Source organism: Escherichia sp. KTE172 (genome assembly GCF_000408845.1).
Lineage (GTDB): Bacteria > Pseudomonadota > Gammaproteobacteria > Enterobacterales > Enterobacteriaceae > Escherichia > Escherichia coli.
Map to the genome: position 1 here is coordinate 2,933,740 of NZ_KE137316.1, position 12,715 is coordinate 2,946,454.

Genomic DNA, 12,715 nt, shown 5'->3' on the forward strand with positions numbered 1-12,715 from the left:
TGCTGTTGTTGATGCTGGCAGTGACTGTACTGGTTCCGGCGGTCTGACTGGTGACACTGATTTCCACCGTGCCGTCCGGCTGCGTAGTGACTGTCGGGGCAACCGTTGCGCCGTTATCCGCCAACACGCTGACCGTCTGCCCGCCCAACGTATTACCGAATGCATCGGTCACCCTCGCCCGCAGCGTGTTCGCCATTGCACCGTCTGCCACTGAGTCGTCCTTAATGACCACCAGATCCGCGATCTTCGCCGTCCTGACATCGGCGATAAATGTCACGTTCTGACTCTGAGTACTGCTGTTGATGGTTGCAGTGACTGCACTGACTCCCGCCGTCTGGCTGGTGATACTGATCTCCACCGTGCCGTCCGGCTCTGTAGTGACCGTCGGAGTGACCGTTGCACCGTTATCCGCCAACACGCTGACCGTCTGCCCATTCAGCGCATTCCCGAACGCATCGGTCACCCTCACCCGCAGCGTGTTCGCCATTGCACCGTCAGCCACCGAGTTATCCCGGGTGACCACCAGATCCGCGATCTGCGCCGTGCTGACATCCGCAATAAACGTCACGTTCCGGCTCTGGCTGCTGTTGTTGATGCTGGCGGTGACCGCACTGGTTCCGGCGGTCTGGCTGGTGACTGAGATCTCCACCGTGCCGTCCGGCTCTGTAATCACCGTCGGAGCGACCGTTGCGCCGTTGTCCGCCAACACGCTGACCGTCTGGCCGGCAAGTACATTCCCGAACACATCGGTCACCCTCACCCGCAGCATGTTCGCCGTCGAACCATCAGCCACTGAGCCGTCCTGCGTCACCACCAGCTCAGCGACCTGCGCCGTGCTAACATCAGCAATAAAGTTCACCGTTTTACTATCGCTGCTTTGATTGATCTTAGCCTCAACAGTGCTGGCATCCGCTACGGTACTGCTCAGATCAACCTCTGCCATGCCATGCGCATCCGTCCTGATATCTGCGCTCTGCCCTGCATTGGCAAATACAGCCGCCCCCTTCGTCACCGTAAAGGTGACGGTCTGCTCCGGCAGCACATTGCCAAACTGATCTTCCACCCGGACATTCACCGTATGTCGATCGCTGCCATTCGCCAGCACATCCGGGTTACCCGTTGTCACTTGCATCGCGACAATTTGTGCGCTGGCGGCATCGCCACTAATACTGTAATCATTTGAAGTCAGAGCGCTCGCCCAGCCGGACATCTGTAGCTGTGCTTTTAAACCGGTGCCAGGGAGTAAGGCGGTATACGTTGCGGTATAAATTCCTTTTTGATCTTCATTCCAGGCGATGCTTTCCGCTTTTGTATTTGGCAGCTGGATAGCCTGGTTGATAGCGTCTCGTTGCCCCCCGACCAGGTTTTCATAGCTATCCTTGAGTGTTACCGTAACTTTTATCGCACCGCCTGCGGTGTAGGCCGTTTTGTCGGTAACGATGGAGGAATAAGCCAACACAGCTCCGCTTTCGCGTATGGCATACGCATCAGATTGCTGCGCGCTACTCCATGTCGATAGTTTCAGCGTGGCGTAATGGCGATCGCCAGCAATCTTCGCGGTTCGGGTGCTGGTGTAAACGCCATCAGACTCTTCGCTCCAGTTACCCGTTTCATTTTTATCTGTACCGCTCACCTCGACCACACTGCTACCCGCCAGCAGCGAAGCCATCCCTTTCACCAGGTTTTTCTGCTCATCCATAAGGGTAACTGACACTTTTATCTTGCCACCCGCGGTGTATGACACATCGTCTGTCTTGATGGTGGAGGTCAGCTGCGAGATATCGCCAGTAATAAAGCTCACTTCCACAGACTGACTACTGCCATTGGTCTCGGCCTTGATAAGACTGTTTACCGCCTGGTCACTGGCAAGGTTAACGCTGGCAATCCCGTCTTTATCTGTCGTCACAATACCGCCATTTGGATCGGCAAAAACCGCCGCACCATTCACGACCGTGAAGGTAACATTTTGTCCCTGCAGTAAATTTTGATGCACATCCCTGACCGTCACAGCGACGGTATTGTGATCGCGTCTGGCAACTGCGTTATTCGCGGTGATCTGCATCGCAGCGATTTTGGCGGTATCTTTATCACCCGCAATACTGAACGCATCCGAATGTTTGGTTTGCCAGCCGGGCATCGTCAGCTGGGCCGTTAATTTGTCGCCAATGAGATGGGCCGTATAGCTTGCTTTGTAAATTCCCTCACTTTCTTCCGTCCAGGCACTAACGGCATCAGCCTTCGTGTTGTCAACTTTAACGGTTTGTTTGAGAAGTTCTTTTCGTCCGGTAACCCCGTTGCCGTTATCATCTCTCAGGGTCACTTTAACGACTATCGGCTTACCCGCGACGTAATTATCCTGGTCTGTCTCAATCGTGGAGTCAGCGCGGGATGCTGTATTCGCCACGATAGCAATCAGCGCTGGCGTCTTAGCGATATCATCGCCGTTAAATTGCGGCATCAGCGATAACGCGCCAGACGTCTTCCCGGCGGTAACTATTTGGGTATAGGTTCCGTTACCGTTGTCTTTCCATTCGCTTAAGGCGAAATCCTGCAAACCTTTCACCTGTGTTTTTAACGTCATACCTGGGATTGGCTTGCCGCTGGAATCTCGCGCGGTATAGGTCAGCGTTGAGGTTGATTTTCCATCAGCAAGCAGGATTTGCAGATCGACAGAAAGCGTTGAACCGGCGAGGCTTAATGTGGGTTTTTCCACGACCACCATACTTTCTTCACGCCGGGAGAAATTTCCTTTCGAATCTTCCGCTGTAACCGCTATCGGGTAAGTGTTGTCGGTTTCAGGCATTGCCGTGAATCGGTAGGGAGGAATAGTGACCTGAATATCCTTGCCGGAAACAGCTACTTTTCCGCCCGCTGATTGCAGGGAGGCGGCTTCAATGTCATAACCTTTCAGCGCATATTTGGTTTGTAAGGAAGAAACCAGCGATTTAACCTCACCCGGCTTGCCTTTCAACGGATCGGTCAGCGTCAGCCGCACCAGCTCTTTCTTGCGATATTCGAGGACAATATTGTTATTACGATCGACCAGGTCATAGCGACTGCCCACAAGGCTACGTCGTGCTGCAACTTCAGCCGGATCGAGCTGTTTTTGCAGTGAATGGCCGGGTTGCAACGTCAACTCCATACCAATTCGGGTGTCGTTTTCTCCCTGTTTGCCCTGCCGTTGCTCGGCACTAAAGGAGATCAGAGGAACAGGGGTATAACTCAAACCTGCGGTAATCGCGTGAGGATCATTTTGACGCTCGTCTTTACCAAACAGCGCCACTTCATCGCCATAATATTGTTCATAGACCACCTTGCCGCCCAGCTGCGGCCAGGCCGGTAACCAGCCTTCGGCGCGAAGATCCCAACCGTTCGCCGGACGTGCTTCATAGTCATTGTCGAGTTCCGGTGCACTACGCCAGTTACTGAGGCGCAGATAACCGTTGCCGCTCAGTTTCAGGTAATCGCGCCAGTATTCAACGCCCATCCCGGTTCGGGTGTGATAGCGGGTCAGGTCATGATCGATAAACATATTGACGCCAGACATCCAGCTCGATGTGAAATAACGCCAGCCGATACCGTGGTTGGTTTGAGTGCGATTATCCGTACGGTGAAGTGTGTGCTGGCTGAAGACCAGGTTATCCGGCGTTTCGTACCAGGGATGGAGAAATTCAAATGACGAGCTTTTAAGGCTGAAATCTTCATCCACACCAAGAGATACCCGGGCAGTTCCCCAACGGCTGAGCCAGTCCGTTGCCTGCGCAGATGCAGAAGAAGCCACCCAGCCACGCGCCATACTCGCCGCCTGTTCGCTGTCCATATCGCGAGCTAAAAGTGTTCCGCTTTGCTGCGCCATTTCCGCGACCTGCATTTGCGGATCTTTGCCGTCGCGCTCCATCTGCATTGCTTTCAGGTTGCGCGCTTCAGGGCTGTTACTGTTAATGAGGGGCACATCTATTTCATCGCCCTGACGCACATTGTCAAAGCCCCGCGCAAAGGTACGGAACTGATTCAGGCGACGTAATTCATCAACGGTGATACCAAAGCGTGCCGCGACCGTTGGTGGCGATTCCAACGCACCCAGGGTATATGGAATAGTTTTAACGTTCGGCAGGATCAGTGACGCGGCAGTATCCGAGTGCGCAGGATTAATATGCGTAGGGGCAGCAGCCATAACAGGGAAAATAGTTTGTGTTATCAGGCAAATACCGGCGGTCAGACGACGTAAACGATCCCCCAATCCACATATGGTGTTATCGCCCCGACGATCGCCATTCCCATGCGCTTTCCCTGCCATTTGTCATCCCTGTCGCTATGCGTTCAGATTAAATGACCTTTCTTTAACATGAGAGAAAATGATGATTCATGATTAGCAAATGATGAATACAGGCGGAATAATGGAAATAACAACAAGATAAGAACAATGCCTGATCAATGGTTATCAGGGGAAGAACAGGAGAGCTTTCCCGCCAGAGCAGTAACCCCTCCTGTAAATACGTTACTTCATTTTCACCTTTGCGGTGACCAATAACGCCGTCAGCAACATCAATGTGCCGGACAACATCAACGGCGAAGTCAGACCAATATTATCCAGCGCATAACCGCCGATTGCCGCGCCACAGGTATTAGCAAGCTGAATAACCGCCACCTGAATAGACCCGGCTTTTTCTGCCTGATCGGCCAGTGAGCGGGTGATCCACGTTGACCAGCCGACAGGAACCAATGCAAAAGTTAGCCCCCAGATAATCGCCACGCCGGTAGCAACGATTTTATCGCTTCCCCACAACGTCAGCACCAACGCACTCACAGCCAGTATTAACGGCGCGCCTGCTAAGGCCAGTTTTACCGAACGTTTAAGAATGAACGACGAAAGCGACGTACCAATAAAGCTGGCGATACCAAAACTCAACAGCACCAGCGTTAAGCCATCCACGCCGAATCCCGCCAGGTTCATATACACCGGGCGAATATACGTGAAGAAAGCAAACTGCCCGGCGAAAGACATGAAGATGGCGAGCATCCCTGCCATCACACCCGGACGTTGTAATAAGCGGAAAGTATTTTGTTTCTGATGCGAGGGTTCGCCTGGCAGCGAAGGCAATGATTTGATAATCCAGAAAATACACAACACGCCCATCGCCGCCGCCGCATTAAAGACATTGCGCCAACCGATAAGCTCGCCTAAAAAACTGCCCAACGGCGCAGCAATCACCAGCGCAATAGAAACCGCGCCGAAGATCACCGACAGCGCCTTCGGCACCGTACGCGGCGGTACCAGACGCATGGTCAGCGACGCCGACATCGCCCAGAACCCGCCCAGCGCCAGCCCCAGACAGGCACGACCGATTAAAAGCAAACTGAATGAGTTAGCAAAGGAAACCAGCAAGCAGGAGAGCGTCAGCAAAACGGCAAACAAAATAACAACGTAGCGGCGGTCAGTGGCCTGAATTGTCTGGGTAATAAACAAACTGGCAAACATTGCCACAAAGGCGGTCACGGTCACCGATTGCCCGGCAACCCCTTCCGAAATGCCTAAATCCTGGGCCATTGGCGTCAACAAACTGACAGGCAAAAACTCAACGATAATCAGACAGGCGACGCAAAACGCCACCGAGAAAACGGCTGACCAGTTCGGTCGGGTGATGGCATCCGCGCCGCGGTTTTCGGCAATAAATTCACTCATGGTGTTACCCGTGGCATGTTTCAGGGGAAAAGCCGACCACTTTAACATTGAAATGTGTGACGCATTTAACGTTTTTGCAACTTTTACGGTGTTGTGGGAAAGTTCGAGGCTGCTCGAAGAAATAAAAATCATAGGGCAAGGTGATATGTATTTTCGCGATTGTGTTGGGAACAAGGGATAAAGTATTGCACTTGGTGATATACTTTAATAACAGGACCTCAACGATATGCGCGTGTTTAAAACCAAATGGTTTGCAAGGGAAGCCAGGTCTCATGCAATAACAGATGAAGAGTTGTGCCGGGCCATTTTAGAAACGGAACAAGGTAAAGCTGATGCACTTGGCGGTGGCGTTTTTAAAAAGCGCCTTCACCAAAATCGTGAGCGTGCAATTATTCTGGCGAAAGGAGGAAGCAATTGGTTTTACACGTTTTTATATGCAAAACAGGATATGTCGAACATCAATAGTCAGGAACTGGCTGGGTTTCGTGAAATTGCAAAGCATTATGCCTTCCTGACGAAAGCCCAACTAACAGCAATGATTAACACTAAAGAACTGACAGAGATCTGCTATGACTGCAAAAACTAAATTTAAAAGTCCTGCATTTGAGGCTATTCACAGCGCAGCGGCTGGATTGTCCAGCGTCGATGCTATTTCTGCCGAAACGATGCGTACTTTTGACAAAGCCTGCCTGACCAGCGTGCAAGACTTACAACCTGTTGAGATAAAAGCACTGCGGGAAAAATTAAAAGTGAGTCAGCCCGTCTTCGCTCACTATCTCAATACCAGCGTTTCAACTGTACAAAAATGGGAAAGTGGCGCTAAACGCCCCAATGGCATTTCATTAAAACTGCTCAGCATTGTGCAAAAACACGGGCTGGAGGTGCTGCTGTAAATAGAACGTAGATAATGCATTCACCTACTGTCAGTTCCAATACCGGATGCGGCGTGAACGCCTTATCCACCCTACAGGTCAGGCGCGGTCTGTAGGCTGATAAGACGAAGCGGTTTTAATGCAGCCAGTGAACGCCCTCGGCAGGCTGAAAGAACGCGTTATAGCGCATCTGAAAAGCATTAATATCCTGCATTTCAGGTTCGGTTTCGCGCAGAAAACCCAGCGCCAGCCTGACCTGAGCATCAGTAATCGGCGCGGCAAGGCGGGCTTTTTGTAAAATCCGATGCCATTGCAGCAGATTCTGTTCGCTACCATCGACAATGACAATTTGCCAGATGAGCAACACCTGCGCGGCGTTTTGCAGGTGCGACTCATCCGGACGATGCAAATAACGTAAAAATTCGTCACCGGCTGACTTTCCCATTTGATCGACCATCGACTCCACGGGTACGACATCGATATTCAGCCGATCGCTGAGACGGCGAATCGCTTTTCTGGCCCCGGATGTCAGCACCCGAAAACCAACCACAAACACTACCGCCAGCGTGGCGAGCATTATCCAGATCATGAGTTCTCCTGCGTAATCAGAACTCATGATATCTGGAAACCCTCGCCAGTTACTAATCCACCAGAATAATCTTCAGTGCAAACAGAGCTGCGACCACCACCACACACAGGTTCAGATCGCGCCAGCGCCCGGTGCACACTTTCATGATGCAGTACGACATAAAGCCAAGTGCAATCCCTTCGGTAATCGAGAAAGTAAAGGGCATCATCACCGTGGTAATAAATGCGGGCACCGATTCGGTAAAATCATCCCAGTTAACGCGCGCCAGGCTCGAAGTCATCAGCACGCCAACAAAGATTAACGCTCCGGCGGTTGCGTAAGGAGGAACCATCGCCACCAGCGGTGAGAAGAACATAACCAACAGGAACATAACGCCGACCACAACCGCAGTCAGCCCCGTGCGACCACCGACTGCCACACCAGAAGTACTTTCAATATAGGCGGTAACAGACGAGGTGCCGATAAACGCGCCCGCCACCGAACTGACGCTATCAACATATAGCGCCTTATTCATATTGGGGAATTTACCGTTACTATCTATTAAGCCAGCTTTATCAGTTACACCAATTAATGTTCCTGATGAATCAAATAGGTTGATCAGCATAAAGGAGAAAATGATACCGGCGAGTTCAAGTGTTAACGCGCCGCTCAAATCTACTTCACCAATGACGCCGCTAATATCAGGCGGAATGGAATAGATGCCGCTAAAATGAACATCACCGAAAAATAATCCACAGCAAGACGTCACCACAATAGAAACCAGCACCGCGGCATGAAAATGACGTGATGACAACACGGTTATAATAAAAAACCCTAAAATACCTAACAACACGCCGTGAGAACTTAAATCGCCAATCATCACCAGGGTGTCTTTATTGGCGACAATAACGCCAGTGTTTTTTAATCCCATTAAGGCAATAAATAATCCGATTCCGCTGGTGATGCCAATACGTAAACTTAATGGAATGTTGGAGATCATCCAGTAACGGATACGAAACAGCGTGAGCAAAAATAGCCCAATTGCGCCCCAGAATATCGCGCCCATCCCGGTCTGCCAAGAGATACCCATCGCCCCCACGACCACGAACGCAAAGAAGGCGTTCAGCCCCATTGCCGGAGCCAGCGCCACGGGTAAGTTAGCAAATATCCCCATCGCAATACTGCCGATACCGGCAATCAAACAGGTGGTAACAAACACCACTTTCGGGTCCATTTGTGCCGCGCCGAGGATTTGCGGGTTCACAAAAACGATGTACACCATGGTTAAAAAAGTGGTCATCCCCGCAATCAATTCTGTGCGGACGGTGGTCCCATGCTGAGGTAGTTTAAATAATCGCGAAAGCGTCCCTGATTCATTACTCACGTAATCGGTATTGTCATTATTCATTTTTTTGTCCATTGGAGGAGATTTAATCCCTTGCTTTTGTAAAACAAATGACAACAACGGTTCAGTGATAATTATCACATTTCAATTGCACATTAATGGATATTCTTTAATAATCTCGCGACGTTTCTTTATGATAAATAATAATCAAATTGATAAAATCAAAATGAGAAAAATATGAATAATTCTATTAACCATAAATTTCATCACATTAGCCGGGCGGAATACCAGGAATTGTTAGCCGTTTCCCGTGGCGACGCTGTTGCCGATTATATTATTGATAATGTCTCTATTCTCGACCTGATCAATGGCGGAGAAATTTCCGGCCCAATTGTGATTAAAGGACGTTACATTGCTGGTGTTGGCGCAGAATACACTGATGCTCCGGCTTTGCAGCGGATTGATGCCCGCGGCGCAACGGCGGTGCCAGGGTTTATTGATGCTCACCTGCATATTGAATCCAGCATGATGACGCCGGTCACCTTTGAAACCGCTACCCTGCCGCGCGGCCTGACGACCGTTATTTGCGACCCTCATGAAATCGTCAACGTGATGGGCGAAGCCGGTTTCGCCTGGTTTGCCCGCTGTGCCGAACAGGCAAGGCAAAACCAATACTTGCAGGTCAGCTCTTGCGTACCCGCCCTGGAAGGCTGCGATGTTAACGGTGCCAGTTTTACCCTTGAACAGATGCTCGCCTGGCGGGACCATCCGCAGGTTACCGGCCTTGCAGAAATGATGGACTACCCTGGCGTAATTAGCGGGCAGAATGCGCTGCTCGATAAACTGGATGCATTTCGCCACCTGACGCTGGACGGTCACTGCCCGGGTTTGGGTGGTAAAGAACTTAACGCCTATATTGCTGCGGGTATTGAAAACTGCCACGAAAGTTATCAGCTGGAAGAAGGACGCCGGAAATTACAACTCGGCATGTCGTTGATGATCCGCGAAGGGTCCGCTGCCCGCAATCTCAACGCACTGGCACCGTTGATCAACGAATTTAACAGCCCGCAATGCATGCTCTGTACTGATGACCGTAACCCGTGGGAGATCGCCCATGAAGGACACATCGATGCCTTAATTCGCCGCCTGATCGAACAACACAATGTGCCGCTGCATGTGGCATATCGCGTCGCCAGCTGGTCGACGGCGCGCCACTTTGGTCTGAATCACCTCGGCTTACTGGCACCCGGTAAGCAGGCTGATATCGTCCTGTTGAGCGATGCGCGTAAGGTCACGGTGCAGCAGGTACTGGTGAAAGGCGAACCGATTGACGCGCAAACCTTACAGGCGGAAGAGTCGGCGAGACTGGCACAATCCGCTCCGCCATATGGCAACACCATTGCCCGCCAGCCAGTTTCCGCCAGCGACTTTGCCCTGCAATTTACGCCCGGAAAACGCTATCGGGTCATTGACGTCATCCATAACGAATTGATTACGCACTCCCGCTCCAGCGTCTACAGCGAAAATGGTTTTGATCGCGATGATGTGTGCTTTATTGCCGTACTTGAGCGTTACGGGCAACGTCTGGCTCCGGCTTGTGGTTTGCTCGGCGGCTTTGGTCTGAATGAAGGCGCGCTGGCTGCGACGGTCAGCCATGACAGCCATAATATTGTGGTGATCGGTCGCAGTGCCGAAGAGATGGCGCTGGCGGTCAATCAGGTGATTCAGGATGGCGGCGGGCTGTGCGTGGTACGTAACGGACAGGTCCAAAGTCATCTACCGTTACCCATTGCCGGCCTGATGAGCACCGACACGGCGCAGTCACTGGCGGAGCAAATTGACGCCTTGAAAGCCGCCGCCCGTGAATGCGGTCCGTTACCGGATGAGCCGTTTATTCAGATGGCGTTTCTTTCCCTGCCAGTGATCCCCGCGCTGAAACTAACCAGTCAGGGGCTGTTTGATGGCGAGAAGTTTGCCTTCACCACGCTGGAAGTCACTGAATAATAAATAAATATCCTCCGGCATAGCCGGAGGTTTTTCAAATGCGCCTATAAGGCTCTCTTACCAGCCGCGCCCTAACAGGCGCACACGATCTGACATTTGCATCCAACTTCGTTACTTACGGCCCGTAAACGGGCTGCCCGGATAGGGAATCGATAACTGCTCTCCCATTTTATCCTCTTCAAGCTGGTGCTTTATGTAATCCTGTATCTTCGCCGTGTTCTTACCCACCGTATCGACGTAGTACCCTCTGCACCAGAACTCCCTGTTCCTGTATTTGAATTTCAAATCACCAAACTGCTCGTAAAGCATCAGACTGCTTTTCCCTTTCAGATATCCCATAAAGCCGGATACGCTCATTTTGGGCGGGATCTCCACAAGCATATGGATATGATCTGCACAGCATTCAGCTTCCAGAATCCGTACACTTTTCCACTCACACAGCTTTCTCAAAATACTGCCTATTGCTCTACGCTTCTCTCTGTAGAACACCTGTCTTCGGTATTTTGGCGCAAATACTATGTGATATTTACAGTTCCATCGGGTGTGCGCTAAGCTCTTTTCGTTCCCCATTGGGACCCCCTTTTGATTTCTTGTTTGACACTTGCAGTTGCCAGACCGCAAGGTGTTTTAACAAATCAAAAGGGGTTTTAATAACTGGCTTAAAGCTGAAAGCTTTCCGGAACCCCCAGCCTAGCTGGGGGTTTTCTGTGCACAAAAAAAGCCCGGCGTCATGCCGGGCAAAAGTCACCAGTTACGTTTATGCCACTGTCAACTGCTGAATTTTTTTCTCGCGGCGGATTTTGCGTTCTTCCATCACCGCCACTATCGCCATCAGGCAGATACAACCAATCGCGGCGATATCCAGCGCAGCGAAGGTGCCTGCCCAGCCGGTAAGGCCGAATACTGGCGTCCCATCGGCAATCATTCCCAGACCTAACTTGGCAAAGCTGTCGCCAATCAGGTAAGCAAAGGTGCCTTTAATACCATCGGCAGCGCCAATCGCTTTTTTAGGTACAAAGCCAACAGCAGCCACACCAATCAACAATTGCGGGCCAAAGACCAGGAAACCCAACGCAAAGAGAGAAGCCAGGTAGATATATTCGTTGCTGGCGTGTTGATACACACCGAGCGTGGCGATAATCAGCGCCAGCGCGATACAGGCCACCAGGCCACGGCGACCGTTCGCCAGGTCAGAGAGCCAGCCCCACAGCAGCGTACCGACCAGCGCGCCAGCTTCAAACAGCGTAAAGCCCTGAATCGCCACCGCTTTAGAGAGTTTCAGTTCCTGGAACGCGTACACAGTTGACCACTGGTCGATACCAATACGTACCACATAGAGGAAAATGTTGGCGAAGCACAGCAGCCAGATCACTTTGTTTTTCAGCACATACTCAACAAAGATCTGCCACTTGGTCATATCGGTAGATTCTGTCTCTTTGTCCTCTTCGCTGATCTCCTCGCCGAACAGTTCTTCAGCTTTGCCGAGGCCATAAGATTCCGGGGAGTCGCTGCCGTAACGCAGGCCGATAAAACCGACAATCAGCGCGATAATCGACGGGAAGATAAACATGCCGATGACATGGCCATCGAACAGGTAATTTGCGCCGAACAGCGCTACACCTGCCGCGCCTGCACCGCCAAGGTTGTGAGAAATGTTCCAGAAACCGAGGAAGGTCCCGCGCTTACGACGCGGCGTCCATTTGGTGATGGTGGAGTAACTGCACGAACCGCCGGTGCTCTGGAAAAAGCCGCTTAAGGCGTAGAAGGCAATCATCAGGAACAGGCTAACCGAGCCGCTGCCCATACTGGCGCTGAAGCCCAGCATACAAATGGCAGACAGGATCAGCATGAACGGCAGGAATTGTTTGGTGTTTTTGCCGTCGGCGTAGTAGGAAACCAGCGTTTTACCCACGCCATAAGTGATGGAGAAGCCCAGGCCGATCATCCCCAGCTGCGTCATGCTCAACCCGTAGGTCGAAATCATATCGTTCTGCGCGATGTTAAAGTTCTTGCGAATCAGGTACATCGTCAGGTAGCCGATAAAGACCACCAGGTAGGATTGCATGAACGGTTTGAACCACATTTTGCGCCGCACTTCGAGCGGAAGGTCCAGGGTCGGCTTGCGGACCTGGTTTAAGAAAGCCAGCATGGGTTACTCCTGAAATGAATACCTGCGTGAGGCATGCATTGTAAAAATCAGCAGCAAATCAGGCCTGAGATAGCGTCCAGGCAAAACCTGGAAA

General features: G+C 51.5%; 8 protein-coding genes and 1 pseudogene. 3 read left to right on the forward strand and 6 right to left on the reverse strand.

Annotated elements, in window-relative coordinates:
• Positions 1–4,297, reverse strand: a pseudogene (gene air, locus G434_RS30355) (inverse autotransporter adhesin EaeX/Air); the annotation flags it as partial.
• Positions 4,298–4,498: 201 nt separating this feature from the next.
• Entirely contained in the window at positions 4,499–5,683 is a 1,185-nt protein-coding gene (nepI, locus tag G434_RS09925; RefSeq protein ID WP_001288546.1) for a purine ribonucleoside efflux pump NepI, read from the reverse strand.
• A gap of 232 nt (positions 5,684–5,915) precedes the next feature.
• Here nepI and G434_RS09920 point away from each other — a divergent pair, with 232 nt between their 5' ends.
• Both G434_RS09920 and G434_RS09915 read left to right on the forward strand, forming a co-directional pair.
• Entirely contained in the window at positions 5,916–6,269 is a 354-nt protein-coding gene (locus G434_RS09920; protein ID WP_122134680.1) for a type II toxin-antitoxin system RelE/ParE family toxin, read from the forward strand.
• Positions 6,253–6,576 (forward strand): helix-turn-helix domain-containing protein, encoded by a 324-nt coding sequence (locus G434_RS09915; protein ID WP_000125643.1) that lies wholly within the window; start codon positions 6,253–6,255, stop codon positions 6,574–6,576. The genes G434_RS09920 and G434_RS09915 overlap by 17 nt, the downstream gene beginning before the upstream one ends.
• 115 nt (positions 6,577–6,691) lie before the next feature.
• Here the strand turns inward: G434_RS09915 and G434_RS09910 are convergent, their stop codons facing one another.
• Entirely contained in the window at positions 6,692–7,144 is a 453-nt protein-coding gene (locus tag G434_RS09910; protein WP_001295241.1) for a DUF1198 domain-containing protein, read from the reverse strand.
• 52 nt (positions 7,145–7,196) lie between these two features.
• Positions 7,197–8,531: an adenine permease AdeQ gene (adeQ, locus tag G434_RS09905; RefSeq protein WP_001513042.1), complete on the reverse strand. Its 1,335-nt coding sequence runs from the start codon at positions 8,529–8,531 to the stop codon at positions 7,197–7,199.
• Positions 8,532–8,705: 174 nt separating this feature from the next.
• Between adeQ and adeD the strand changes: the two genes are divergently transcribed.
• The gene (gene adeD / locus G434_RS09900; protein ID WP_001065715.1) at positions 8,706–10,472 is read left to right on the forward strand and encodes an adenine deaminase; all 1,767 of its coding nucleotides are present in this window, start codon (positions 8,706–8,708) and stop codon (positions 10,470–10,472) included.
• 111 nt (positions 10,473–10,583) lie between these two features.
• On the opposite strand, the gene tnpA is transcribed toward adeD, so the two are convergent.
• Together tnpA and uhpT are read right to left on the reverse strand one after the other, a co-directional pair.
• Positions 10,584–11,042 carry an IS200/IS605-like element IS200C family transposase gene (gene tnpA, locus G434_RS09895; protein WP_000526135.1) on the reverse strand — a complete coding sequence of 153 codons (459 nt, stop codon included), beginning with the start codon at positions 11,040–11,042 and terminating at the stop codon, positions 10,584–10,586.
• A 187-nt stretch (positions 11,043–11,229) separates the two neighbouring features.
• Positions 11,230–12,621, reverse strand: coding sequence for a hexose-6-phosphate:phosphate antiporter (gene uhpT, locus G434_RS09890; protein WP_000879194.1), 1,392 nt, complete (start codon positions 12,619–12,621; stop codon positions 11,230–11,232).
• Positions 12,622–12,715 lie beyond the last annotated feature (94 nt).